Raw genomic sequence first — 25103 nt, forward strand, 5'->3', positions numbered from 1 at the left:
TGGACAGCAACTAGAGTTGAGGCAGGGGATGCATCGGCGCGCACCGACACTTTCTCAGTGACGGTTGCGCCACAAACCCGCAAAATGCAACGATTCCGGCAATTCTCGACGGTCGAAACCACGGGATTGGCCGATCCAAACCATCGTTCTGAACAGACTGGGCCTGCTGACTCTATGCGAATGCGCCTTATGTTACTGGGCGGCGGAAATGCCCTTGGGCAGGCGCTGATTCGCCTGGGTGCGGAGGAAGACATCGGTTTCCTCGCTCCCCGTCCCCCGCAAGACGGTTGGGACGCCGCGAGCCTCACGCAACTGCTTGATGACACCCGTCCGGATGCCTTGATCAATCTGGCTTACTACTTCGACTGGTTTCAGGCGGAGACGGTGGGCGAGACCCGCTTGAGCGGCCAGGAACGTGCGGTCGAGCGCCTGGCGGAGCTTTGCCAGCATCACAACATCATTCTCCTGCAGCCTTCGAGCTACCGAGTGTTCGACGGCTCTCGAGCCACCGCCTACAGCGAGAAAGACGAGCCGGTGCCTCTGGGGCTGCGCGGCCAGGCGCTGTGGCGGATCGAACAGAGCGTTCGCGCCACTTGCCCTCAACACGTGCTGCTGCGCTTCGGCTGGTTGCTGGACGACAGCGCCGAGGGCATTCTCGGGCGTTTCCTCGCCCGGGCCGAGTCTGCCGAAGAGCTGTTGATGGCGGACGATCGTCGGGGCAACCCGACCCCGGTGGACGACGCCGCGCGAGTGATCATCTCGGTGCTCAAGCAGCTCGATTGCGCCGCGCCGCTGTGGGGCACCTACCACTATGCCGGCCAGGAAGCGACCACCCCCCTGGCCCTGGGGCAGGCGGTGCTCAGCGAGGCCCGGCAACTGCACCCGCTGGCCATCGAGGCCCCCACCGCCCAGGCCCACGCGGCCTGTGCCGATGCCGCCGAAGAACCGCAGCACGCGGTACTGGCCTGCAAGAAGATCCTTCACACCTTCGGGATCAAGCCGCGCGCCTGGCGTGCCGCGCTCCCGGCCTTACTGGATAGGTTTTATCGTCATGGCTGATGGCCCTGTACTGATCACCGGCGGTGCCGGATTTATTGGCTCGCACCTGAGCGATGCGCTGCTTGCCCAGGGCTACTCGGTGCGGGTGCTGGACGACTTGTCCACCGGCAAGCCGAGCAACCTGCCACTGGACAACCCGCGGCTGGAGCTGATCGAGGGCGATGTCGCCGATGCGGCGCTGGTGAACCGTGCCATGCAAGGCTGCAGCGCGGTGGCGCACCTGGCGGCGGTGGCTTCGGTGCAGGCTTCGGTGGACGACCCGGTGCAGACCCACCAGAGCAACTTCATCGGCACCCTGAATGTCTGCGAGGCCATGCGCCTGCATGGCGTCAAACGGGTGCTGTTCGCGTCCAGTGCAGCGGTGTACGGCAACAACGGCGAAGGCCAGTCCATCGATGAGGACACGGCCAAGGCGCCGTTGACCCCTTATGCCTCGGACAAGCTGGCCAGCGAGCACTACTTCGATTTCTACCGGCGTCAGCACGGCCTGGAACCGGCGATCTTCCGGTTCTTCAACATCTTCGGTCCACGCCAGGACCCGTCGTCGCCTTATTCCGGGGTGATCAGCATTTTCAGCGAGCGGGCCCAGCAGGGGCTGCCCATCACCGTGTTCGGCGATGGCGAGCAGACTCGGGACTTCGTCTACGTCGGTGATCTGGTGGAGGTGCTGGTACAGGCCATCCAAGCGCCGCAGCTGGAAGTGGGGGCGGTCAACGTCGGCCTGAACCAGGCCACCACCCTCAAGCAGATGCTTGCGGCCCTGGCCGAGGTGGTCGGCGAGTTGCCGCCCATCAGCTACGGTCCGGCCCGTGCCGGCGATATCCGTCATTCCCGGGCCAGCAATCAGCGGCTGCTGCAGCGCTTCAGGTTCCCCGAACCCACGCCGATGAGTGTCGGCCTGGCGCGCCTGATGGGGCGTTGAGGGGCATTGCAGACATGAAAAAGGCGCCTTGCAAGGCGCCTTTTTTCATGACTGACGGGCTTAGAACTTGTAGCCCAGACCCACCATGTAGACCATCGGGTCGACGTCAACGTTGACCTTGGCGCGAGTGCCGGGAGCCACGCTGTTGTTGTCCACGTAGGCGGTGGTGTTGATGTCGATGTAACGCACTTGGGCGTTGAGCATCAGCTTGTCGGTCAGCATGTAGTCTGCACCCACCTGCCAGGCCAGGCCCCAGGAGTTCTTGGCGCGGAAGTTATCGAAACCGGCTGCGTTGGCACGGCTGCCGACGTGTTCGTCGTAGATCCAGGTGTAGTTGATACCGGCGCCGACATAGGGTTGGAACACCGACTTGGAGTCCAGCGGGTAGTAGACCACGCTCAGGGTTGGCGGCAGGTGCTTGAGGGTACCGAGCTTGCCGTTGGCCGCGGCCAGGGAGGTGTCCTTGAGCTTCACATCGTGTTCGAACGGAGTGGCGGCCAGCAGTTCGATACCGACGTTGTTGGTGAGCATGTAGGCGAAGTTCAGACCCAGCTGAGTGTCGCTGCTCATGGTGGCCTTGCCACCCAGGTTGGTGCCTTCTGCCGGGCCGCGGTCCACTTTGACGCTGCCGCTGTCGGCTTTCGGATTGACGGTGATGGCACCGGCGCGGACGAGAATGTCGCCCGCTTCGTGGGCGTTGGCAATCGGGGCGGCGATGGCGAGCGCGATCAGGGAAGCGCTAAGCAGAGACTTGTGCATGGGAGCTCCAAAGGACGATTCAAATTGGCTATGTCCAATGGTAAGGATCGTCAAGTTGACCGCCTTGACTCAGCTCAATGAAATGACAAACCCCGGTGGCAGGGCTGAACTATTCTTTTGTTCTGCACTCTTTTGGCCTCGTGCCCAGGCCCTGTCGGCGCCGACTCGCCGGCGCCGCTGCCGCTTTCACTCCTGCAACTCATAGACATAGATCTTCTGCGCCGCCATCTGGTAACCGGCGTCCGCCAGCTCGCTGCTAGAGGGCTTGACCTGCATGTCGCCCTCGATCCAGTAAGGCTGATACAGCTCGTCGAGCTTGACCCCCAGCTCGCTGGTGACGTGGACGATCTGGTTCGACGGCGGTGGCGGCACGTGGATGCAGGCGCCGAAGTAGGGCACCAGGAGAAACTCGGTGGTGCGGCCGTCCTCGTTCACTTCCAGGGGCACGATGTAGCCGGGCAGGCGCACCGACTGGCCGTCCAGGCTCTTCACCACCGGTGCATTGGGCAGGTCCTGCTTGGCGGCGGGGGCCGATTCGGCGGCCAGTGCATCGCTCATCTGCGACAGGTCGTGCAGCGGCTTCATGTTCGGCACTTCCGGCGGCGCGTCCGGCGGGATCATTTCCGACCAGGTCAGATCCTTCGGCGCCGCCGCCCACAGCGGCGAGCTGAACAGCAGCGACAGGGCAAGCAGGGAGCGCAGCAAGCGTTGGGTCTTCATAAGGCAGGGCTCATAAACGAATCGACAGGCCGTCGGCCAGGGATTGCCGGTAGGCGCGCCAGGCCGGCACGCTGCCCATCAGCAAGGCGGCGATCAGGATACCGCCCAGCAGCGTCCACTCATATTGGCTGGGCCAGGACAACGGCAGGTACAGGCCGTAGTTCGATTGCACATAGCCCTGGGCCAGGGCGATGCCCAGGTACAGCAGGCCAAGCCCGGCCAGAACCCCGGTCAGCGCCAGGGCGAACGCCTCCAGTACCAGCAGGGTCGCGATATGCCAGGGCCGGGCCCCCACCGAACGCAGAATGGCCATCTCCCGACGGCGCTCGTTGAGGCTGGTGAGGATCGCCGTGAGCATGCCGATCAGGCCGGTGAGCACCACGAACAACGACACCACGAACAGGGCCTTCTCGGCGGTGCCCATCAGGCTCCAGAGCTCCTGCAGGGCCACGCCGGGCAGGATCGCCAGCATCGGCTCGCCGCGGAACTCGTTGATCTCGCGCTGCAGGGCGAAGGTCGAGATCTTGCTGTTGAGGCCGAGCATGAAGGCGGTGATCGCCTGGGGCGTCAGGTCCATGTTGCGCGCCTGATCGGCACTGATACGGCCATCGCCACGGGCCGGCACGCCGTTGTGCCAGTCGATGTGGATCGCTTCCATGCCGCCCAGGCTGATGTGCAGCGTGCGGTCCACCGGAGTGCCGGTGCGCTTGAGGATGCCGACCACGGTGAAGGGCTTGTCGTCATGCTTGACCAGGCTGATGGCCGCAACGCCATGGGCCAGCACCAGCTGGTCCCCCAGCTTGTAGTGCAGGGCTTCGGCGACTTCGGCACCCAGTACCACCTCGAAAGGGTCGCTGGCGAAAGCCCGGCCCACGGCCAGTTGCAGGCTTTGCTGATGACCGTACTGGTAGTGCTGGAAGTAGGCCTCGGTGGTGCCCATGACCCGATAGCCGCGGTGGGAGTCGCCCAGGGAAATCGGGATCGCCCACTTCACCTTCGGGTTGCTGGCGAAATGCTCGAAGCTGTCCCAGCGGATGTTGTTGGTGGCGTTGCCGATGCGGAACACCGAGTACAGCAGCAGATTCACCGAGCCGGAACGGGCGCCGACGATCAGGTCGGTGCCGCTGATGGTGCTGGCGAAGCTGGCTCGGGCTTCGGTGCGTACCCGTTCCACCGCCAGCAGCAAGCAGACCGAAAGGGCGATGGCAAAGGCGGTGAGGATCGCGGTGAAGCGGCGGTTAGCCAGGCTGGCCATGGCTAGACGGAACAGATACATCTCAGACCTCTGCAGGCTTGGCGGCGCGATTGAGTTCGGCCAGCGACAGGTTGCGATCGAACAGCGGCGCCAGGCTCTGGTCGTGGCTGACGAACAGCAGGCTGGCCCCGGCCTCGCGGCATTCGGCGAAGAGCAGTTGGATGAAGGCTTCGCGGGCGTCGTAGTCCAGCGCCGAGGTTGGCTCGTCGGCGATCACCAGCTCCGGCTGGCCGATCAGCGCCCTGGCCGCGGCGACCCGTTGCTGTTGGCCGATGGACAAAGAGTCGGCGCGACGGCCGAGCAGATCGGGGTCCTTCAGGCCCAGGTGGGCCAGCAGGGTGGACGCGGCCTGATCGACGCTGCCGTGGCGCTGCAGGGCGCGACTGGCCCGCAGTTTGGAGAAGTGGCAGGGCAGTTCGACGTTCTCGCGCACCGAGAGAAATGGCAGCAGGTTGAACTGCTGGAAGATGTAGCCGGTGTGATCGACACGAAAGCGATCGCGGGCCCCGGCGGACAGCTCGGTCAGTTCCTGGCCCAGCAGGCGGATGCTGCCGTGACTGGGTTTCTGTACCCCGCCGAGCAGGCCCAGCAGGGTGGTCTTGCCACTGCCGCTGGGGCCCTTGAGGAACAGCGTCTCGCCGGCTTCCAGGCGGAAGGCCGGGATGTCCAGCAACTGAGGGTGGCCGGGCCAGCTGAAAGTCAGGTCGGACAGTTCGATAAGTGCTTGGGTCATGTTGGGCCGATCATGCAGTGAGTGGTGTAGCCGCCACCGCGGGCGGCTACAGGTGCAGCGCTCAAAACTTCAGGGTGGCAGCCTTGGCCGTGGCTTCGACACCTTGCTGGCCGCTTGGCGAAATCAGTTGTACCTGAATTTTCTGGGTGGCGGGGAAGGTCTTGAAGATCTGCCCCAGATCGAGGCTCTTCAGGGCGTCCGGCTTGGCGCAGGTGAACTGGTAATGAGCGTGGATCTCGCTGTGCTCATGGTGATGCTCATGGCCGTTGGCGCCCTTGGCCTCTTCGTCGTGGTCGTCGTCATCGTGATCATCGGCATCGGGCTTGTCACCGAACAGCGGGCTCTGCAGTTCCTGCTTGGCTACCACGCACGCGGCCGCCTTGGGCAGGCTGAACAGCGCCAGGGGTTGTTCCAGCTGGGCGCGGGCGGCCGCTACCTTGGCCTTGTCGGCGTCGGTGCTGGGTGCGTGCTCGAAGCCCACCAGGTTCATCGCCGGGCTTTCCAGCTCCAGCTCCAGGGCCTGGCCGTCGAGCACCGCGTTCAGGCGGGCGACCCCATGTTCATGGGCGCCGAGGCTGCCGTGTTCATGCTCGTGTTCATGGGCTTGCACGGCCTGAGCAACAGCCAGTGGCAACAGGGCAAACGGCAAGGCGAGGAGCAGACGGCGCATAGCAAGTCTCCAGGGCGAGGATGAAAAAAATGTTATGTGATCTTATAACAGTGGGCCGCAGAGTTTGACCGTCTGCTTGGCGTTGCGCAAGACGCGTGGGAGCATGCTCGTCAGAAAAAATCGGGAGTGCAGCGATGTTGCGAATTCGTGGAAGCATCGGCGACTGGCCGGTGGATTTGACCCTGGAACTGGACGAGGGCGATTGGGCGCAACTGGGCGCGCAGTTGCAGGCGGCCAGGCCTGAAGCGGCGGCACCGACGCCGGTGAGCAAGCCGGCCAGCCAGGACGATGCCTTGTGGCAGACCGCCAAGGATCTGTTGCGCAAGGCGGGCCAGATTAGCGGGCCCGAGTTGCTGGAGCAGTTGGAGGGGCTGACCGGCAGCGCCGCGTCGGGCAAGCGCCTGCTGGTGCGCTTGCGCCACTGCACCGAGGTCAAGGTGGTCAGCGGCGCCGATACGCCGATCTACAGCTGGGTGCAGTGAGCCTGTAGGAGCCAGCTTGCTGGCGAACGCGTTAGGTCTGTCAGAACGCTTTCGCTGGTAAGCCAGCTCCTACACACGCCGGCACATCCTGCTCAGTACAGGGCGGCGAACAGTTTGCGGCGGTAGGCGGTTACCAGCGGATGATCGTTGCCCAGCAGGTCGAATACCTGCAGCAGGGTCTTGTGGGCAATGCCTTCGTTGTAGCTGCGGTTGCGCATGAACAGCTTGAGCAGGGCCTCCAGCGCCGCTTCGTATTGCTGGCGGGCCAGTTGCTGGATCGACAGTTGGTACGTTGCCTCGTCGTCCAGCGGGTCCTTGGCCAGGCGCGCCTTGAGGTCGGCGGCGTCCGGCAAGTCTGCGGCTTGCTTGAGGAAGGTGATCTGCGCCTTGGCGCCGGCCAGGGCGGCCTTATGCTCATCGCTCTTGACCGCGTCGAGCACGGTCTGGGCTTCGTCCAGTTCGCCGCGTTCGGCCAGGCAGCGGGCATAGAGAATCAGCGCCCTGGCGTTGCTGTTGTCTTCACCCAGCAGCACTTTGAGGAGGGCTTCGGCGTCGCCGATACGGCCTTCGCCAAACAGTGCTTCGGCCTGTTCCAGCGGGTCGGCAGCGGGCGGTGGCGGCATCTGCACATGGGGTTCGAGCATGGCCCGCACCGCGGATTCCGGCTGTGCGCCGGCAAAGCCGTCCACCGGCTGGCCGTCCTTGAACAGCACCACGGTGGGCAGGCTGCGGATGCCGAAGCGGGCGACGATGTCCTGCTCGACATCACAGTTGACCTTGGCCAGCAGCAGCTCGCCCTGATAGCTCTCGGCGATCTGTTGCAGCATCGGCATCAGCGCCTTGCAGGGCGCGCACCATTCGGCCCAGAAGTCCACCAGGACCGGCTTGTGGAAGGAGTTCTCGATGACCGACTGGTCGAAGTCGGCGGTGCGGGCGTCGAAGATATACGGCGTGTCCTGACTCATGGGGTATCTCGAATAAGCGGGAATGGAAGCACTATAAAGTTGCCCGGGACAGATCGCTATCGCCTGCGGGCGCCGGTTTGCCGGCCAGTGGCCGCTGCGCGTGATACAGGCTCACCTTGCGAAACTCCCAAGGCTCGGCCAGGTCCGGCAGGGTCAGGGCATTGAGCGTTTCCAGGCGCTGATACAGCGGGTGCTGGAAGTCCCTGACCCGGGAGTCCGCCACCAGGGCCTGGCGGCCACGGCTGAGAAACTGGTCCAGTAGCGGCAGGTTGGCCCGGTCATAGAGCACATCCGCCACCAGGATCAGGTCGAAGCGATCGGCCTCGGCGAAAAAGTCCGTGGAATAACTCAGCTCGACGCCGTTGAGTTCGGCGTTGGCCCGGCAGGCGGCAATGGCCAGCGGGTCGAGGTCGCAAGCCACCACTTCCAGGGCTCCGGCCCAGGCTGCGGCAATCGCCGCCACCCCGGAGCCGGCGCCGAAATCCAGCACCCGCTTGCCTTGCACCCAGTGCGGGTGTTCGGCCAGGTAGCGGGCCAGGGCCAGGCCGCTGGCCCAGCAGAAACTCCAGTAAGGCGGCTCGTGGAGAATGCGCCGGGTTTCTTCCGGGGTGAAGGCGCGGTCCATGTTCCGGGCGTCGATCAGCCAGAGTTTCAGTTGGGTATCGGGCAGCTCGCAGGCCACCAGTTGCGCGTCCCCCAGCAGTTCGCTGAGGGCGTCTTGCAGGTCGAGCGGTGGGTTCATGGGGCTTTGACGAATTGCAGTGGTCCCAGAGCCTGGGTGGTGGGTTGGTCGATGCGTACCGCCGGCAGGTGCAGGATCAACTGGCCGGATTGGCTGGCGCGGCCACGCAGTTCGACCCGGGCTCCGCTCGGGAACGCCTCGGCGGCGAAACGCAGGCGAAACGGCAGAGCCTGACTGGTGCCGTTGAGGTTGCTGCTGGCCAAAAGGCGTTGCGGGCGACTGCGTTCATCGATCACCAGCAGCGCCAGTTCCACGTCGGCGCCGGCTGGCACGCCCTCAAGGGTGCCGCTCAGTTCGCGCTGATAGGCCGGCAAGGGGCCGAGATCGACAGGTTGCTGATTTTTTTTCACCGTCTGTGGCGAGGAGGAGACGGGGGCCGCAGGTTTCGGGGCATCGCTGCTGCAGGCGACCAGCAGGCTGACAAGACTGAGCAAAACGAGCGGTCTGAGCGGCATCTGAAGCTCCAACAAGGCGAATTTCCGTGTGCGAAACATAATAGTCGGTCTGTATACCGTAAAGGCTATGGCTTGTCTTGCCAGTGGGATGCGCTACCATGGCCCTCCCTTTTTATGTTGCCTGCCACCATGCACTGTCCCTTCTGCGGTGCCAACGACACCAAGGTCATCGACTCGCGTCTGGTCGCCGAGGGCGAACAGGTGCGCCGCCGGCGTGAATGCCTGGCCTGTGGTGAGCGTTTCACCACCTTCGAAACCGCCGAACTGGTGATGCCGCGCCTGATCAAGACTGACGGCAGCCGTCAGCCCTTCGACGAAGAAAAACTGCGCGCCGGCATGCAGCGCGCCCTGGAAAAACGCCCGGTGAGTGTCGAGCGCCTGGAAGCGGCGCTGGTGCACATCAAGCACAAGCTGCGGGCCACCGGCGAGCGTGAAGTCAAATCCCTGGTCGTGGGTGAACTGGTGATGACCGAGCTGCAGAAGCTCGATGAAGTCGCCTATATCCGTTTCGCGTCGGTGTACCGGCGCTTCCAGGACCTCAACGAATTCCGCGAAGAGATCGACCGCCTCGCCCGCGAGCCGGTCAAGCCATGAGCCTGTCCCCGGAGCAAGCGGTGCTCGACGCGCACTACATGGCCCGCGCTCTGGAACTGGCGCGCAAGGGGCGCTACTCCACCCATCCCAATCCCCGGGTCGGTTGCGTCATCGTGCGCGACGGCCAGGTGGTGGGTGAGGGCTGGCATGTACGGGCCGGCGAACCCCACGCCGAAGTCCACGCCCTGCGCGCGGCCGCTGACCAGGCCCGTGGCGCCACGGCCTATGTGACCCTGGAGCCTTGCAGTCATCACGGACGCACGCCGCCTTGTGCCGATGCCCTGGTCAATGCCGGAGTGGCGCGGGTGGTCGCGGCGATGCAGGACCCGAACCCGGAAGTCGCCGGGCGTGGCTTGCAGCGCCTGGCCCAGGCCGGTATCGACACCCACAGCGGTGTGCTGGAGGCCGAGGCCCGGGCGATCAACAAGGGTTTTCTCAAGCGCATGGAACACGGCCTGCCTTATGTGCGGGTGAAGCTGGCCATGAGCCTTGATGGTCGAACAGCGATGGCCAGTGGTGAAAGCCAGTGGATCACCGGACCTGCGGCGCGCTCTGCTGTGCAGCGCCTGCGGGCCGAATCGTCCGTGGTGCTGACCGGTGCCGATACGGTGCTGGCCGATGATGCGCGGCTGACCGTGCGCGCTGCCGAACTGGGCCTGGACGCCGAGCAGACGGCCTTGGCCATGAGCCGGCCGCCGCTGCGGGTGTTGATCGATGGTCGCCTGCGAGTGCCCCTCGATGCACCGTTCTTCAAGGCCGGCCCCGCCCTGGTAGCGACCTGCGCGGCGGTGGAGGAGCAGTACGCCAACGGTCCGGAATGCCTGATCGTGCCCGGCCCCGATGGCCTGGTGGATCTGCGTCGGCTGTTGCTGGAGCTCGCCGCCCGAGGTGTCAACGAGGTGCTGGTGGAAGCCGGTCCGCGATTGGCCGGAGCCTTTGCCCAGCAGGGCCTGGTGGACGAGTACCAGATCTTCGTCGCCGGCAAGTTCCTCGGCTCCTCTGCGCGGCCGCTGCTGGACTGGCCGCTGGCGCGGATGAGCCAGGCGCCCTTGCTCAAGATCATCGAAATGCGCGCGGTGGGCGATGACTGGCGAGTCACTGCCATCCCGGCCCCACCAGCGAGCGTATAATTCCCGACTTTCGCCTACCCGGCGGCCCGTTCTCGAGGAGGACTCCATGTTCACCGGCATCATCGAATCCATCGGCAGCATTCGCGCATTGACCCCAAAAGGCGGAGATGTGCGGGTCTATGTAGAAACCGGCAAGCTTGATCTGGCCGACGTCAAACTGGGCGACAGCATCGCGGTGAACGGCGTCTGCCTGACCGCGGTCGAGCTGCCGGGCGATGGTTTCTGGGCCGATGTCAGCCGCGAGACCCTGGATTGCACCGCCTTCCATCAGTTGAAAACCGGCAGCCGGGTCAACCTGGAGAAAGCCCTGACCCCGACCACCCGCCTGGGCGGTCACCTGGTCAGTGGTCACGTCGACGGCGTCGGCGAAGTGGTGGCGCGGGAGGAAAATGCCCGGGCCATTCAGTTCCGTATCCGCGCACCGAAGGAGCTGGCCAAGTACATCGCCCATAAAGGCTCGATCACCGTCGACGGCACCAGCCTGACGGTCAACGCGGTGAATGGCGCCGAGTTCGAGCTGACCATCGTGCCCCACACCCTGGCGGAAACCATCATGGCCGACTACCGGCCGGGTCGGCAGGTCAACCTCGAGGTCGACCTGCTGGCGCGCTACCTGGAGCGCCTGCTGCTTGGCGACAAGGCGGCCGAGGCCACTGGCGGCACCATTACCGAAAGTTTTCTGGCCGCTAACGGCTATCTCAAATCCTGACTCAAGGGGGTGCCGCGTGGCGCTCAACAGCATCGAAGAACTGGTTGAAGACATCCGCCAAGGCAAGATGGTCATCCTCATGGATGACGAAGACCGCGAGAACGAAGGCGACCTGATCATGGCCGCCGAGTGCTGCAAGGCCGAGCACATCAACTTCATGGCCAAGCACGCCCGTGGCCTGATCTGCATGCCCATGAGCCGCGAGCGTTGCGAGCTGCTCAAGCTGCCGCTGATGGCGCCGCGCAACGGTTCCGGCTTCGGCACCAAGTTCACCGTCTCCATCGAGGCCACCGAAGGCGTGACCACCGGCATCTCGGCCGCCGACCGTGCGCGCACCGTGCAAGCGGCGGCCGCCAAGGACGCCAAGCCCGAGGATATCGTCAGCCCGGGCCACATCTTCCCGCTGATGGCGCAGCCCGGCGGGACCCTGGCCCGTGCCGGCCACACCGAAGCCGCCTGCGACCTGGCGCGCATGGCCGGATTCGAGCCAAGCGGGGTGATCTGCGAGGTGATGAACGACGACGGCACCATGTCCCGTCGCACCGAGCTGGAAGCCTTCGCCGCCGAGCACAACATCAAGATCGGCACCATCGCCGACCTGATTCACTACCGGATGATCCACGAACGTACCGTTCAGCGGATTGCCGAGCAGCCCCTGGACAGCGAACTGGGCCAGTTCAACCTGGTGACCTATCGTGATTCCGTGGAAGGCGACGTGCACATGGCCCTGACCCTGGGGGACATCTGCGCAGAGGAACCGACCCTGGTGCGGGTGCACAACATGGACCCGCTGCGCGACCTGCTGATGGTCAAGCAGCCGGGCCGTTGGAGCCTGCGCGCGGCCATGGCCACCGTGGCCGAGGCCGGCAGTGGTGTGGTGCTGTTGCTGGGGCACCCGCTGGATGGCGATGTACTGCTGGCGCACATCCGTGAAACCGCGGAACACCAGCCGGTGAAGAAACCCACCACCTACAGCATCGTGGGTGCCGGTTCGCAGATCCTCCGCGACCTGGGCGTCCGCAAAATGCGCCTGATGAGTGCGCCGATGAAGTTTAATGCGATATCCGGTTTCGACCTGGAAGTTGTAGAATACGTGCCCTCCGAATAACAGCCGGTCGTTTGCGGCTTGAAATTCGCGGTTCAAATATCACTGAAGAGCGTGTGCTAGACACGCTCTGGCTCTTTAAGAGATTTGTCGAATGACCCTGAAGACCATCGAAGGTACCTTCATCGCCCCTAAAGGCCGCTATGCCCTGGTGGTCGGCCGTTTCAACAGCTTCGTCGTCGAAAGCCTGGTCAGTGGCGCGGTTGACGCCCTGGTTCGCCACGGCGTGAGCGAAAGCGACATCACCATCATCCGTGCCCCTGGCGCCTTCGAAATTCCGTTGGTTGCACAGAAAGTCGCACAGAAGGGTGAATATGCGGCGATCGTCGCCCTGGGCGCGGTCATTCGTGGCGGCACTCCGCACTTCGAATACGTGGCCGGCGAATGCACCAAGGGCCTGGCCCAGGTGTCCATGGAGTTCGGCGTGCCAGTGGCCTTCGGCGTGCTGACCGTTGATTCGATCGAACAAGCCATCGAGCGTTCCGGCACCAAGGCCGGCAACAAAGGTGCTGAAGCTGCCCTGTCCGCCCTGGAAATGGTCAGCCTGCTGGCGCAGTTGGAGGCCAAGTGATTAGCGACGAAAGCGATCGTTTCAACCCGCGCGATCCCAAGCCTGCCAACGCCGGCAAGCCATCCAAGAGCGCCAAGCGTCGCGAAGCCCGTCAGCTCGCGACCCAGGCGCTGTACCAATGGCACATGGCCAAGCATTCGCTGAACGAGATCGAAGCGCAGTTTCGGGTCGACAACGATTTCACTGATATCGACGGCGCCTACTTCCGGGAGATCCTGCACGGGGTTCCGGCCAACAAGAACGAGATCGACACCGCGCTCGTGCCTTGCCTGGACCTCGCCATCGATGAGCTGGATCCGGTTGAACTGGCGGTTCTGCGCCTTTCCACCTGGGAACTGCTCAAGCGCGTCGACGTGCCTTACCGCGTTGTGATCAACGAAGGTATCGAACTGGCCAAGGTCTTCGGTTCCACCGATGGCCACAAGTTCGTCAATGGTGTTCTCGACAAGCTGGCACCGCGCCTGCGCGAAGCTGAAGTGAAGGCGTTCAAGCGCTGATCCGCGCTTGCAGCTGCCATGGGCGAGTTTGAGCTGATCCGTCATTACTTCGCTGCCGCGCCCTGTGCGCAAGGCGGCGAGGGTATTGCCCTGGGGATTGGCGATGACTGCGCCTTGCTGGCGGTTGCACCTGGCGAGCAGTTGGCGATTTCCACCGACACCCTGGTGGCGGGTGTGCATTTCGCCGATCCCTGCGAGCCCTTTCTTCTAGGCCAACGCTCTCTGGCGGTGGCTGTCAGCGACCTGGCCGCCATGGGCGCCACGCCGCTGGCCTTTACCCTGGCCCTGACCCTGCCGACGGTGAGCACCGATTGGCTGCAGGCCTATGCCCGCGGCTTGAACCTCATGGCCCAGGACTGTGGCGTGCGCCTGATCGGCGGCGACACCACCCGCGGTCCGCTGACCTTGACCCTGACCGTGTTCGGACGGGTTCCCGGCGGCCAGGCCCTGACCCGCAGCGGCGCCCGTGCCGGCGACCTGCTGTGTGTCGGTGGCGAGTTGGGCAATGCGGCCGGCGCCTTGCCGCTGGTACTGGGGCAGCGCCGCGCCGAGGCGGCGGTGGCCGAGCCGTTGCTGGCCCACTACTGGTCGCCCCGACCACAGTTGGCCCTGGGTCAGGCCCTGAGAGGCAAGGCCAGCGCCGCCCTGGACATTTCCGATGGCCTGCTGGCCGATTGCGGGCATATCGCGGTCGCCTCGGCGGTTGCCGTGCAACTGGACCTGGAAAAACTGCCCCTGTCTCCGGCGCTGCTCAGCTTCCTGGGGCTGGAAGGCGCTCGCGCCGCCGCCCTGAGCGGGGGCGACGACTATGTCCTGGCCTTCACCTTGCCGCCTGCCGAACTGGCGCCGCTGCGGGCGGCGGGGTGGCCGGTGCACGTGGTGGGGCGAGTGCTGGCGGGGCAGGGGGTGACCCTGCTGGATGCCGGCGGCCAGGACATCACCCCCGGTATCCGGGGTTATCAACACTTTCCGGAGACACCGTGACAGATCATCCCAAGCAGGTCCCGGCGGAGTTCGTCCCGCCGTCGGTCTGGCGCAATCCCTGGCACTTCCTGGCTTTCGGCTTCGGCTCCGGCACCTTGCCCAAGGCGCCCGGCACCTGGGGCTCGCTGGTTGCGCTACCCTTTATCCCGCTGTGGCAGATGCTGCCGGACTGGGGCTACTGGCTGATGCTCGGCATCACCATGCTGTTTGGCTTCTGGCTGTGCGGCAAGGTGGCCGATGATCTGCGGGTGCATGACCACGAAGGCATCGTCTGGGACGAAATGGTCGGCATGTGGATCACCCTGTGGCTGGTGCCTGAAGGCTGGTACTGGCTGCTGGCGGGTTTCCTGATGTTCCGCTTCTTCGACATTCTCAAGCCATGGCCGATTCGCTGGGTCGACCGGCATGTGCACGGCGGTGTCGGCATCATGCTCGACGATGTGCTGGCCGGTGTGTTCGCCTGGCTGGCGATGCAGGGGTTGGTGTGGTGTTTCAGCTGAGAGGTTAGGCATGGATGTGCGCCGCGTGCTGCTGGTATTGCTGGTTGTCTGGAGCTGCGGCGTCCGGGCCAATGAGTTGCAGGCGCAACCCCAGCAGATCCGCATCGCCAGTGAAGAATGGAGCCAGTACACCGAAGCCAATGGCGAAGGCCTGGCCTGGGACATTCTGCGGGAAGTGTTCGAGCCCCAAGGGGTGCGCATCGAGCGCAGCAGCGTGCCTTACACCCGCTCGGTGGGCCTGGTGCAGCGTGGTGAAGCGGATGCGCAAGTGGGCGCCTATCGCGACGAATCTCCCGGGTTGCTTTACCCGCGCTGGAACTACGACACCGACCACATCTACTCCCTGGGGCTGGCCAGCCATCCCGAGCTGACCCTGGCCAACCTCGGCAGTTACCGTCTGGTCTGGGTGCGTGGCTACAAGTACCAGGACTACCTGCCCAATGCCCGGCGCTACAACGAGATTCGCCGGCGCATCGGCATCCTGCCAATGTTGCAGTACGGCCGGGCCGACTATTACATCGACGCCCAGACCGAGATCAGCTACGTGCTCGCGCAAGCCCAGGACCCGAGTCAGTTCAAGATCAGCCACCTGGCCGAGCTGCCCCTGTACCTGGGCTTTGCCGACAACCCCCGCGGTCGTACCCTGCTGGCCCTGTATGACCGGCGCATGGAGCAGTTGGTGAAAGACGGGGTCCTGCGCCCGATCTTCCAGCGTTGGAAGCAGCCTTATCCCTTTGACGAGAGCCGGCAGCCGGCGGTCCGTTGATCAAACTTATCGATCTTTATCTCCGATAATTCAGCCTAAGCGTGCAGTAGAGGCTGCTGTTACAATGCCGCCTCTGCGAATCTCCAGTCCTCATACAGATCAGGAGCACAACAGTGCCCGTCGTTTTTGTTGCCGCTTCCAAGCTGCCTACGCCTTTTGCGCAATTCACCATGCATGGTTTTCTTGATGAAGCCACCGGTCGCGAGCACGTGGTGCTCAGCCTGGGGGACATCGCCGATGGCGCGCCGGTTCTCGGCCGCCTGCACTCCGAATGCCTGACCGGCGACGCCCTGTTCAGCCAGCGTTGCGATTGCGGCTCGCAACTGGAAGCCGCGCTGCGGGCCATCGCCCGGGAAGGTCGCGGGGTGCTGCTGTACCTGCGTCAGGAAGGTCGCGGCATTGGCCTGCTGAACAAGATCCGCGCCTACGAGCTGCAAGATGGCGGCGCCGATACCGTGGAAGCCAACGAGCGTCTGGGCTTTGCCGCGGACCAGCGTGACTACGCCATGTGCCTGCCGATGCTCGAGCATCTGGGGGTCAAGTCCCTGCGGCTGATGACCAACAACCCGCGCAAGGTCAAGGCGTTGACCGACATGGGCATCCAGGTTGCCGAGCGGGTGCCGCTGCACACCGGGCACAACCCCCACAACAAGCTGTACCTGGCGACCAAGGCCAGCAAGCTCGACCACATGATGGGCAACGAGCATCAGGGCGAGGTCGACCGCGCGTGACTCGGGGCCAAGTCAAGCGGCGCCTGGCCGTCAGTTGGTGGCAGTACCTGGCCCTGGCCTTGCTGCCGCTGTTTGTGATCAACCTGGTGTTTGGCCAGGGCGAGGCCTTGATGCCGGTGCTGGCGATGCCATTCTTTATCGCCGGTACGGCCTCGATGTTCGTCAGCCTGCGTTTTTTCAATGGCTACAAACATGCCTTGATCGCCGCCGGCAAGGCCCTGGATACCCCTGAGGAGCCTGCCGCCTGGATCACCTTGGCGGCCCGTCGTCGTGCCGCCTTCCTGGCGGCATCCTTGCCAGCCTGGATCGGTGCCCTGGCGGTGTTCGTCGGCCTGGAAGCGGTGCCGCTGATGCTCCTGGCCCTGTCCACCGCCGTGCTGTTCTACCTCTACCGTATTCCTCGTCAGCTCGGCTGATGTGGCGCTGGCTGGCGGTCCTGTGCCTGCTGGTCGGCACACCGGCACTGGCGGCGCAGCGGGTGGTCAGCCTGGCGCCGTCGCTCTCGGAAATCGTCGTCGAGCTGGGGGCTTCCGACTTGCTGGTGGGCGTGCTGGATGCCGGTGAGCGGCCGGCACCGCTCAAGGACCTGCCTTCGGTAGGGCGTTATGGCCAGTTGGATATCGAGCGTCTGCTGAGCCTTCGACCGGATTTGCTATTGCTCTGGCCGGGCAGCGTCGGCCCGGCCCAGCGCGATCAGCTGGCGCGCCTGGGGATCCCCACTTATGTCGCCGAGCCTCATGATTTCAAGCAGCTGACGGCGCAGATCGCCGAAATCGGCGAGCGTCTGGGGCGCTCGGCGGCCGCTCGTAAACTGGCCGCCGAGTTGGACGGGCAACTGGCCGGTTTGCGTGCCCGCTATCACCGCGAACCGGCGTTGCCGGTGTTCTACCAGGTCTGGGACCGGCCGCTGTATACCGTGGGCGGTGGCCAGATCATCAGCGAAGCCCTGAGCGTCTGTGGCGCCCGCAATGTGTTTGCCGACCAGTCGTTGCCGGCCCCCCAGGTCAGCATCGAATCGGTGTTGCAGCGCAATCCGCAGGCAATCCTGGCCACCGCGCAAGGGCAGTTGGATGCCTGGAAAGCCTGGCCGCAGATTGCGGCGGTGCAGCAGGGGCGGTTGTTGTTGGTGAGGGACAAGGGGCTGGAGCGACCCAGCGGGCAGATGATCGCGGCGACGGCCAAGCTCTGTGCGTTGATCGCGCCTGAGCGCTGAGCCCCTTCGCCGGCAAGCCGGTTCCTACGGGTTCTGCAGGAGCCGGTGTGTGGGCGAGGGCGGGGGGTTACAACTCGGGCGACCAGGTCACGCCGAACATCCAGGCGCGGCCTTCGGTGCGGTAGCCATAATCGTTGCCGTCGTACTCGTAGAGCGCGCGGCTATAGGCCTTGTCGAAGAGGTTGTCGAGCTTCAGGTCCAGCTTGAGTTCCTGATTGACTGCCCAGCTACCGCGCAGCCCGAACACGCCGTAGCCGCCCACAGGCACCTGTTTCTTCACGCTCAGGTCTTCATAACTCCTGCTCACCAATTGCCAGCTGGCGCCGAACGCCAGGTCGCCGAATTGCCGGTCCAGATCCAGATTCAAGGTACGGCGGGCTCGACGTGGCAGTTGATGGCCATCCTGACGATTGCGCGGGTCGATGAGCGCGGCACCGAGGCTGCTTTGCCAGCCGAACAGTGTTTGTTTCAGGGTTGCCTCGAAACCGTTGATCCTCGCGGCGCCGACGTTTTCCGGGCGCTGGGCGACGCGGTCATAAATAATCGCGTCCTTGATATCGGTACGGTAGATCGAGGCTTCCAGGCGGCTGTCTGGCGTCAGCTCGCTGCGCCACTGCAACTCATAGCTTTTTGAGTGTTCCGGCTTGAGGGTCGGGTTGCTGAAACCCGGGTAATACAGGTCGCTGAAATTCGGCGCCCGAAAGCCTTCGCTGTAGGACAGCAGCAGGTCGTTGTCCGGATTCAGCGGCAGAGTGAAGGTGCCGCTCCAGGTGTTCTGGCTGCCGTACTGCTGGTTCTGGTCGCGGCGCAGACCCAGTTCGGTGGAAAAACTGTCGCCGTGAAAACGATGCTGAATAAAGGCGGCGCGGTTCCAGCGGCTGCCTTCGGCAAAGCGGACCGGGCTGGTGTTGAGTCGATCCTCGTACCAGTCCGCCCCCAAGATCAGGCTGTTGTCTTCATCCAGGCGCAGATCGTTCTGCCAGTTCAGCGAGTCGCGGTAGGTGTTGAACACGCTGCGCTCATCACTGAGCTTGTCGCGCTTGAGGTCACGGTTTTCGCTGTGTCCGAGCTCGACCCGCGATTGCCAGTTGTCATGGATATTCGCGTCGAGATAGCCGCTGAGGCTGCTGACACTGAAGTCGGTGTAAGGGTCTTGGGCGAAGACGTTGTAGTTGGAGTCGTAGCGTCCGAAAGGGTTGTCATAGCGGCTGCGACCACGGTTATCCAGCAGGTTGAAACCCAGCTCCAGGTCATCGCTCAAGGCGTGGCTGAGGGTCAGGCTCAGGGACCTGTTGCGATAGCCATCGTGGTCGGCATCGCTGGGAAACGACGGGTGAGTCCAGTCGATGCCGGCACTTTCATCCAGGTTGGCGCCGAGGCTGAAGCGGGTCTGGGCGTCGCCGCCGGACAGTCCCAGGCTGCGCTCCCAGGTCTGGTTGCTGCCAGCGGCGACGCGCATGCGCCCGTGCAGTCCCGAGTCGGCGCCGCGCCGGGTGAAGATCTGGATTACCCCGCCAATGGCATCGCTGCCGTAGATCACCGAGCGCGAGCCGCGCAGCACTTCCACCCGCTCGATCTGCTCGACGCTGATGAATTGCAGGTTGCTGTCGCCGGAGGATGAACTGCTGATGCGCTGGCCATCCACCAGCACCAGGCTCTGGGCCGAGTTGGTGCCGCGAATGAAGATGTTCGGCAGGTTGCCGCGTCCGCCGCTCTGGGCAACCTGCACCCCGGGCACCCGTTGCAGCAGGTCGGTCAGGCTGGTGGGTTGCAGGCGGTCGATATCTTCCCGGGTGAATACCGTGTTCGCCGCGCTGCTGTCGTTGCGAGCTTCCACCTGTCGGTTGGCACTGATCAGCATCTCGGGCAGTTTCAGGGCCTGATCGCGCTCAAGGGGCTCGGCCAGAAGTTCGGTACAAGGCAGGAGGCAAAGGGGCAGGGCAAAGCGAGCAAGTTGCATGGCTATTCCATTAGCGCACTGCGGCCTTGGCCGCGGGCAGCGAAAGGGCAGGTCGTGCAGCGGACGCCCGCGTGGCGGGCGTCCGCAGTCGCGTGTGGCGATTACAGGCCCAGCAACTCCAGGCGCTGGCGCACCGAGGCTTCGATGCCGGCTTCGTCGAGCCCGCATTCGGCAAGCATCTGCGCCGGTTTGGCGTGCTCGACGTAGGCGTCGGGCAAGCCCAGGTGCAGGATCGGCTTGAGGATGCTTTCGCGGGCCAAAAACTCGCTGACCGCGCCACCGGCGCCGCCCATGATGGCGTTCTCTTCGATGGTCACCAGCAGTTCATGGCTGCCGGCGATCTCGCGCACCAGAGCTTCATCCAGGGGTTTGACGAAACGCATGTCGACCACGGTGGCGTCGAGCTTCTCGGCCACTTGCAGGGCTTCGGCCAGTTGCACGCCGAACACCAGCAACGCGACCTGTTTGCCCTGGCGACGGATCACGCCCTTGCCGATCTCGATCGGTTCCAGGTCCTTGTCGATCGGCGCGTTGGGGCCGGTGCCGCGCGGGTAGCGCACGGCGGCGGGGCCGTTGTACAGGTGCCCGGTGCTGAGCATCTTGCGCAACTCGTTCTCGTCGCTCGGCGTCATCACCAGCATGCCGGGGATGCAGCGCAGGTAGGACAGGTCGAAGCTGCCGGCGTGGGTCGGGCCGTCTTCGCCCACCAGTCCGGCGCGGTCGATGGCGAACAGCACGTCGAGGTTCTGCACCGCCACGTCGTGGATCAGTTGGTCATAGCCGCGCTGCAGGAAAGTGGAGTAGATCGCCACCACCGGCTTGGCGCCTTCGCAGGCCATGCCGGCCGCCAGGGTCACCGCATGCTGCTCGGCAATCGCCACGTCGAAATAGCGCAGCGGGAAACGCTCGCTGAAGGCCACCAGGTCCGAGCCTTCCTTCATTGCCGGGGTGATGCCCACCAGGCGCGGGTCGGCAGCGGCCATGTCGCACAGCCACTCGCCAAACACGCCGGAGTACTTCGGACCGCCGGCCTTTTTCGGCGCGGCCGCCGGAGCATCCAGGGGTTCCAGCTTGGTGATGGCGTGGTAGCCGATCGGGTCGACTTCCGCCGGGGCGAAGCCCTTGCCCTTCTTGGTCACCACATGCAGGAACTGCGGGCCCTTGAGGTCGCGCATGTTGCGCAGGGTGGCGATCAGGGTCGGCAGGTCGTGGCCGTCGATGGGGCCGATGTAGTTCCAGCCCAGCTCTTCGAACAGGGTGCCGGGCACCAGCATGCCCTTGGCGTATTCTTCGGTGCGGCGGGCGATCTCCCAGGCACCGGGCAGGCGCGACAGCACTTTCTTGCTGCCTTCGCGCATGCTGGCGTAGGTGCGGCTGGAGAGAATCTTGGCCAGGTAGTTGGACAGCCCGCCGACATTGCGCGAGATCGACATGTCGTTGTCGTTGAGGATCACCAGCATGTTGGCGTCCACTTCCGGCGCGTGGTTCAGCGCCTCGAAGGCCATGCCCGCGGTCAGGGCGCCGTCGCCGATCACCGCGATGGCCTTGCGCTCGCTGTGCTGCAGGCGGGCGGCGATGGCCATGCCCAGCGCGGCACTGATGGAGGTGCTGGAGTGGCCGACGCCGAAGGTGTCGTACTCGCTCTCGGAGCGCCGCGGGAAGGCCGCCAGGCCGTCTTTCTGGCGCAGGGTGGCCATCTGTTCGCGACGACCGGTGAGGATCTTGTGCGGATACGCCTGGTGACCCACGTCCCACACCAGCCGGTCGTCCGGGGTGTCGAACACGTAATGCAACGCGATGGTCAGCTCGATGACGCCGAGGCCGGCACCGAAGTGCCCGCCGGTCTGGCCGACCGTGTAGAGCAATTCCAGGCGCAATTCATCGGCCAGGGTTTCCAGCTCGGCTTCACCTAACCGGCGCAGGCCGTCCGGCGTCTGGGCACGGTCGAGCAGCGGCGTGGTCGGGCGTTTGCGGGGAATCTCATGAAACGTCGTGGGCATCAGGCGAATCGTTATAGGTATAGAAAGAGGCGGCAGTTTACCTTATGCATCGCAAGCTGCCCACGCAGAGCGCCGAACTTGGCCGATATGCGGCGCGTCGATCAGTGGCGGCGCTCGACGATATACCGCGCCAGCTCGCGCAGGGGCTCGGCCGCTGCGTCAAACGGACGCAGCGCATGCAGCGCCTGGTCCCGCAGCTCCAGAGCGTATTCCTTGGCCGCAGCGAGACCCAGCAGTGCCGGGTAGGTCGGTTTGTCCCGGGCGATGTCGGCGCCCTGGCGCTTGCCCAGGGTGGCGGTATCGCTTTCGACGTCGAGGATGTCGTCCTGCACCTGGAACGCCAGGCCGACAGCCTGAGCGTAGGTCTGCAGGGATTTGAGCTCGTCTTTCTCGGCCCGGCCGCTGGCCAGGGCGCCGAGGATCACGCTGGCTTCGATCAGCGCGCCGGTCTTGTGCCGATGCATGTATTCCAGGGCTTGCTGATCGAGCTTGAGGCCTACCGAGCCCAGGTCGATGGCCTGGCCGCCCACCATGCCCGCCGGGCCTGCGGCCTGGGCCAGGGTGGTGACCATGCGCAGCCGGATCTCGGCGCTGGCGTCGCTCAGGCCCGGGTCCAGCAGGGCACTGAACGCCAGGCTCTGCAGGCCGTCGCCGGCGAGAATCGCGCAGGCTTCGTCGAAGGCTTTGTGGGTGGTGGGCTGGCCGCGCCGCAGATCGTCATCGTCCATGGCCGGCAGGTCGTCGTGGACCAGGGAGTAGGCGTGAATCAGTTCCACCGCGCAGGCCGCGCCGTTGGCTTGTTCGGGCCGGCCGCCCAGGGCCTCGCAGGCGGCATAGGCCAGCAGCGGGCGCACGCGCTTGCCGCCATTCATCACGCTGTAGCGCATGGCTTCATAAAGACGGGCAAGTTCGGGGCTGGGAGCGGTGAACAGGGTGTGCATTGCAGCGTCGACGCGGGCCTGGCTGGCGGCCTGATAAGCGGCAATCATTCTGGCTGTTCCGCATCGAAGGGTTGTTCGGCCAGTTCGCCGTCGCGTTCCAGCAGGATCTGCACCTTCTGCTCGGCCTGGGCCAGGGCGGCCTGGCAATCACGGGTCAGGCCGATGCCTTGTTCAAAGGCGGTCAACGAGTCTTCCAGCGACAGCTCGCCGTTCTCCAGACGCTCGACCAGGGTTTGCAGGTCGGCGAGGGATTGTTCGAAATCTAAGGCAGCTTTTTTGCGGGCCATGGCGGCTATCCCGGTTGACGTTAAACCGGCGCGACACTAGCAGACACCGGGGTTTCGGGCAAATGAGAAGCGCTCGCTGGCACACCCGGACCCGGGTGGCGCCAGGCGCCCTGCGGGCCGGTGCAAGGAGGCGTTTTGGAGGGGCTTTGGCGAGCGATCCGGCTTGACCTTCACTTGCACCGCGGCGGTATCAGGGGGAACCGGTATCGGCCTCGCCCCGAAATTCCTCGCTGACCTTGCTCGGTTGTACCCGCCAGGCCAGCAACAGGGCGAACGCCGAAAACATCAGGTAGAAGACGTGGTGCCCGTAGAGGTCCATCAGGGCGCCGCTGAGCAAGGGACCCAGGCAGGCGCCAACACCGTGGGTGGCCAGGAGCATGGCGCTCAGGGCCACGCGTCGGGATTGTTCGATGTGCTCGTTGGCCAGGGCGACCGCCAGTGGGTAGAGGCTGAACAGCAGCAGGCCGCTGAGGCAGGCGAACAGCAACATCCAGGTGAACGACAGGCTGAACAGCCCCCACAAAGGCACGCTCACCAGGCACAGCAGCAGTGCGCAGGCGCGGATCAGCCGCGCGCGGTCGAGGCGATCCGAAAGCCAGCCGAGCGGCCACTGGCCGCACAGGCCGGCGAGAATCGCCACGGCGACAAAGGTGCCGGCCTGGGCCGTGTCCAGGCCGCTCAAGGTGATGAACACCGGTGCCAGGGCATAGAACGAACCCACCAGCAGCCCGGTGACAAATACCGTGCTCAGGGCTTGCGGCACCCGCTGCCAGAAAAAGCCGATCTGCAGCGGCGCCGCCTCCAGTCTGGCCGGGTGCAGGCGCCGGGTCAGGGCGACGGGCAACAGGCAGGCGGCGAAACACAGGGCGACGATCAGTAGCGGCTTGAAGTCCAGCTCGGGGCGCCAGATCAGCACCCCCTGGCCGAGGATCAGGCCCAGGGACACCGCCACCATGTAGCCGGCGAATACCGCGCCACGCTGCTGGTTGCCTGCCTGCTCGTTGAGCCAGCTTTCGATCACCATGTACTGGTTCATCATCACCAGGCCGGTGATGAAGCGCAGCGCCAGCCACAGCCACAGCGCCTCGAACAGCATGTGCAGGAGCACGATCATGGTCGCGGCACCTGCGCAGGCGACGTAGGAACGGATGTGGCCAACCGCGGCGATCATCCGATGGCCGAACTTGGCGCCGCCGACCATGCCGGCGTAGTAGGCCGCAGTCAGGCCGCCGATCCACAGTTCACCAACCCCGTCGCCGGTCAGGCGCAGGCCGATATAGCTGAAGAACAGCCCGTTGCCGGTGAGCATCAGGAGGGTGGCGCAGTACAGCGCGGGAAATGTCAGCAGGGTCAGGTTCATGAAGTCGTCAGGTCTGGGCGGTCAAGGACCGGTTTCGTGGGCCAGCTGGGCATGCTCCAGCAGCCATTGGCGAAAGCGGCGCACGGCGGTGGGCGGATTGCGGTGGTGCGGTTGCATCAGGTTCAGGCGCCCGCGGCTGGGCATGCGCTGCGGTAGCGCGCGTTGCAGGCGTCCGGCGGCGAGTTCGTCCTGCAACAGGCTTTCCCAGCCCAGGGCCACGCCCTGGCCCATCACCGCCGACTGCATCAGCAACTGGTAGCTGTTGGTGCGCAGGGCGTGTTGCGGGGAGTGATAGGTCGCGCCCACGGCGCTGAACCAGTCGGACCAGGTCAGCCAGTCGTGATAGTGGTCTTCGACAATCAGCAGCCGGTGTTCCTGCAGCAGGTGTTGCGGGTCGCGAATCGGCCCCTTGCGGCTCAGGTAGTCCGGGCTGCAGACGCAGATCACCTGCTCTCCGGCAAAGACCGGGGTCAGCTCCAGGCCCAGGGGCGCCGGCAACTCGTCCAGGTGATAGAACAGTCCCAGGTCGTACTCGCTGACATCCAGGTGCAAGGGGCTTTCACTGCAGAGGATGCGGATGTCCAGCTCCGGATACAGGCTCTGGAACGCCGGCAGCAGGCGCGCCAGCCAGATCGAGCTGATGGTCGGGGTGCTGGCCAGGGTCAGTTGGCGCTCGGCGCCGCGGCGGCGCAGTTCCGCGGACTCACGGTCCAGCTCGCGCAGCAGGCGCTGGATGGTGCGAAAGTAGCGCTCGCCCGCCGGGGTCAGGCTGATACCCAGGTTGTGGCGGTGGAACAGCGGCCGGGCGAGGTTTTCCTCCAGCCGCTTGATCTGGCGGCTGACCGCGCTCTGGGTCAGGTTCAGTTCCTGGGCGGCCCGGGTAAAGCTCAAATGACGGGCCACGGCCTCGAAAGGCTGCAGGCAGTTGAGAGGGGGCAGATCGACGTTTCGATGCGACATGCGGGTACCAGTCTGCAGGGGGCGGGCGCTGTG

At 64.8% G+C, this 25103-nt stretch carries 29 protein-coding genes; 15 read left to right on the forward strand and 14 right to left on the reverse strand.

All coding sequences use genetic code 11. From position 1 onward, the window contains the following. Positions 1-174: 174 nt before the first annotated feature. Together L1O02_RS03480 and L1O02_RS03485 are read left to right on the forward strand one after the other, a co-directional pair. Positions 175-1059, forward strand: coding sequence for a sugar nucleotide-binding protein (locus L1O02_RS03480; protein ID WP_060841317.1), 885 nt, complete (start codon positions 175-177; stop codon positions 1057-1059). Next, on the forward strand, positions 1052-1981 hold the full coding sequence (locus L1O02_RS03485; protein WP_108546134.1) for an NAD-dependent epimerase/dehydratase family protein: 930 nt from the start codon (positions 1052-1054) through the stop codon (positions 1979-1981). Before L1O02_RS03480 ends, L1O02_RS03485 begins: the two co-directional genes overlap by 8 nt. 60 nt (positions 1982-2041) lie before the next feature. On the opposite strand, the gene L1O02_RS03490 is transcribed toward L1O02_RS03485, so the two are convergent. From L1O02_RS03490 to L1O02_RS03510, 5 genes are all read right to left on the reverse strand, one after another. Beyond that, positions 2042-2740, reverse strand: a complete 699-nt coding sequence (locus L1O02_RS03490; protein WP_108546135.1) for an OmpW family outer membrane protein — start codon at positions 2738-2740, stop codon at positions 2042-2044. A 186-nt stretch (positions 2741-2926) separates the two neighbouring features. Continuing rightward, the gene (locus L1O02_RS03495; protein WP_173655963.1) at positions 2927-3445 is read right to left on the reverse strand and encodes a DUF3299 domain-containing protein; all 519 of its coding nucleotides are present in this window, start codon (positions 3443-3445) and stop codon (positions 2927-2929) included. 25 nt (positions 3446-3470) lie between these two features. Next, positions 3471-4736, reverse strand: coding sequence for an ABC transporter permease (locus L1O02_RS03500; protein WP_060841313.1), 1266 nt, complete (start codon positions 4734-4736; stop codon positions 3471-3473). 1 nt (position 4737) lies between these two features. Next, complete coding sequence (locus L1O02_RS03505; protein ID WP_060841312.1) at positions 4738-5448, reverse strand: ABC transporter ATP-binding protein; 711 nt, start codon at positions 5446-5448, stop codon at positions 4738-4740. Between the two features lie 61 nt (positions 5449-5509). After that, a complete protein-coding gene (locus L1O02_RS03510; RefSeq protein WP_235759528.1) occupies positions 5510-6118 on the reverse strand; it encodes a DUF2796 domain-containing protein in 609 nt (202 codons plus the stop codon). A 134-nt stretch (positions 6119-6252) separates the two neighbouring features. Between L1O02_RS03510 and L1O02_RS03515 the strand changes: the two genes are divergently transcribed. Then, positions 6253-6600: a hypothetical protein gene (locus L1O02_RS03515; protein WP_060841310.1), complete on the forward strand. Its 348-nt coding sequence runs from the start codon at positions 6253-6255 to the stop codon at positions 6598-6600. A 92-nt stretch (positions 6601-6692) separates the two neighbouring features. Here the strand turns inward: L1O02_RS03515 and trxA are convergent, their stop codons facing one another. Genes trxA through L1O02_RS03530 form a run of 3 tightly spaced genes read right to left on the reverse strand, consistent with a single transcriptional unit; the run spans position 6693 to position 8762 of the window. Further along, positions 6693-7565, reverse strand: coding sequence for a thioredoxin (gene trxA / locus L1O02_RS03520; protein WP_235759530.1), 873 nt, complete (start codon positions 7563-7565; stop codon positions 6693-6695). 31 nt (positions 7566-7596) lie between these two features. After that, positions 7597-8307, reverse strand: coding sequence for a 50S ribosomal protein L11 methyltransferase (locus tag L1O02_RS03525; protein ID WP_235759533.1), 711 nt, complete (start codon positions 8305-8307; stop codon positions 7597-7599). Continuing rightward, positions 8304-8762 carry a hypothetical protein gene (locus L1O02_RS03530; protein ID WP_060841307.1) on the reverse strand — a complete coding sequence of 153 codons (459 nt, stop codon included), beginning with the start codon at positions 8760-8762 and terminating at the stop codon, positions 8304-8306. Before L1O02_RS03530 ends, L1O02_RS03525 begins: the two co-directional genes overlap by 4 nt. A 129-nt stretch (positions 8763-8891) precedes the next feature. On the opposite strand from L1O02_RS03530, the gene nrdR reads away from it, so the two are divergent. From nrdR to L1O02_RS03590, 12 genes are all read left to right on the forward strand, one after another. Beyond that, entirely contained in the window at positions 8892-9356 is a 465-nt protein-coding gene (nrdR, locus tag L1O02_RS03535) for a transcriptional regulator NrdR (protein WP_060841306.1), read from the forward strand. Next, positions 9353-10486 (forward strand): bifunctional diaminohydroxyphosphoribosylaminopyrimidine deaminase/5-amino-6-(5-phosphoribosylamino)uracil reductase RibD, encoded by a 1134-nt coding sequence (gene ribD / locus L1O02_RS03540; RefSeq protein WP_108546142.1) that lies wholly within the window; start codon positions 9353-9355, stop codon positions 10484-10486. The genes nrdR and ribD overlap by 4 nt, the downstream gene beginning before the upstream one ends. A 46-nt stretch (positions 10487-10532) precedes the next feature. Next, positions 10533-11195: a riboflavin synthase gene (locus L1O02_RS03545; protein ID WP_060841304.1), complete on the forward strand. Its 663-nt coding sequence runs from the start codon at positions 10533-10535 to the stop codon at positions 11193-11195. Between the two features lie 16 nt (positions 11196-11211). Next, positions 11212-12303 (forward strand): bifunctional 3,4-dihydroxy-2-butanone-4-phosphate synthase/GTP cyclohydrolase II, encoded by a 1092-nt coding sequence (ribBA, locus tag L1O02_RS03550; RefSeq protein ID WP_060841303.1) that lies wholly within the window; start codon positions 11212-11214, stop codon positions 12301-12303. A 91-nt stretch (positions 12304-12394) separates the two neighbouring features. Next, positions 12395-12871: a 6,7-dimethyl-8-ribityllumazine synthase gene (gene ribE, locus L1O02_RS03555; protein WP_016968455.1), complete on the forward strand. Its 477-nt coding sequence runs from the start codon at positions 12395-12397 to the stop codon at positions 12869-12871. Further along, positions 12868-13368, forward strand: a complete 501-nt coding sequence (gene nusB, locus L1O02_RS03560) for a transcription antitermination factor NusB (RefSeq protein ID WP_047306286.1) — start codon at positions 12868-12870, stop codon at positions 13366-13368. Before ribE ends, nusB begins: the two co-directional genes overlap by 4 nt. Before the next feature lie 18 nt (positions 13369-13386). Beyond that, positions 13387-14352: a thiamine-phosphate kinase gene (gene thiL, locus L1O02_RS03565; RefSeq protein WP_108546143.1), complete on the forward strand. Its 966-nt coding sequence runs from the start codon at positions 13387-13389 to the stop codon at positions 14350-14352. Beyond that, positions 14349-14852, forward strand: a complete 504-nt coding sequence (locus L1O02_RS03570; RefSeq protein ID WP_060841301.1) for a phosphatidylglycerophosphatase A — start codon at positions 14349-14351, stop codon at positions 14850-14852. The genes thiL and L1O02_RS03570 overlap by 4 nt, the downstream gene beginning before the upstream one ends. Positions 14853-14862: 10 nt before the next feature. Continuing rightward, complete coding sequence (locus L1O02_RS03575; RefSeq protein ID WP_108546144.1) at positions 14863-15618, forward strand: transporter substrate-binding domain-containing protein; 756 nt, start codon at positions 14863-14865, stop codon at positions 15616-15618. A 113-nt stretch (positions 15619-15731) separates the two neighbouring features. After that, a complete protein-coding gene (gene ribA / locus L1O02_RS03580) occupies positions 15732-16349 on the forward strand; it encodes a GTP cyclohydrolase II (protein WP_060841299.1) in 618 nt (205 codons plus the stop codon). Then, positions 16346-16765, forward strand: a complete 420-nt coding sequence (locus L1O02_RS03585) for a hypothetical protein (protein WP_047306283.1) — start codon at positions 16346-16348, stop codon at positions 16763-16765. Before ribA ends, L1O02_RS03585 begins: the two co-directional genes overlap by 4 nt. Beyond that, a complete protein-coding gene (locus L1O02_RS03590; protein ID WP_060844754.1) occupies positions 16765-17562 on the forward strand; it encodes a cobalamin-binding protein in 798 nt (265 codons plus the stop codon). The genes L1O02_RS03585 and L1O02_RS03590 overlap by 1 nt, the downstream gene beginning before the upstream one ends. 67 nt (positions 17563-17629) lie before the next feature. On the opposite strand, the gene L1O02_RS03595 is transcribed toward L1O02_RS03590, so the two are convergent. The 6 genes from L1O02_RS03595 to L1O02_RS03620 form a co-directional block, all read right to left on the reverse strand. Beyond that, positions 17630-19522 (reverse strand): TonB-dependent receptor, encoded by a 1893-nt coding sequence (locus tag L1O02_RS03595; RefSeq protein ID WP_108546145.1) that lies wholly within the window; start codon positions 19520-19522, stop codon positions 17630-17632. Positions 19523-19623: 101 nt separating this feature from the next. Beyond that, positions 19624-21522 carry a 1-deoxy-D-xylulose-5-phosphate synthase gene (gene dxs / locus L1O02_RS03600; protein WP_060841296.1) on the reverse strand — a complete coding sequence of 633 codons (1899 nt, stop codon included), beginning with the start codon at positions 21520-21522 and terminating at the stop codon, positions 19624-19626. A gap of 101 nt (positions 21523-21623) precedes the next feature. Then, a complete protein-coding gene (gene ispA, locus L1O02_RS03605; protein WP_060841295.1) occupies positions 21624-22511 on the reverse strand; it encodes a (2E,6E)-farnesyl diphosphate synthase in 888 nt (295 codons plus the stop codon). Further along, a complete protein-coding gene (locus L1O02_RS03610; RefSeq protein ID WP_011063724.1) occupies positions 22508-22750 on the reverse strand; it encodes an exodeoxyribonuclease VII small subunit in 243 nt (80 codons plus the stop codon). Before L1O02_RS03610 ends, ispA begins: the two co-directional genes overlap by 4 nt. A gap of 190 nt (positions 22751-22940) precedes the next feature. After that, on the reverse strand, positions 22941-24110 hold the full coding sequence (locus tag L1O02_RS03615; protein WP_235759534.1) for an MFS transporter: 1170 nt from the start codon (positions 24108-24110) through the stop codon (positions 22941-22943). Between the two features lie 21 nt (positions 24111-24131). Next, positions 24132-25070 (reverse strand): LysR substrate-binding domain-containing protein, encoded by a 939-nt coding sequence (locus tag L1O02_RS03620; RefSeq protein WP_060844752.1) that lies wholly within the window; start codon positions 25068-25070, stop codon positions 24132-24134. Positions 25071-25103 lie beyond the last annotated feature (33 nt).

The organism is Pseudomonas sp. BC42 (assembly GCF_021560055.1).
Taxonomy (GTDB): Bacteria; Pseudomonadota; Gammaproteobacteria; order Pseudomonadales; family Pseudomonadaceae; genus Aquipseudomonas.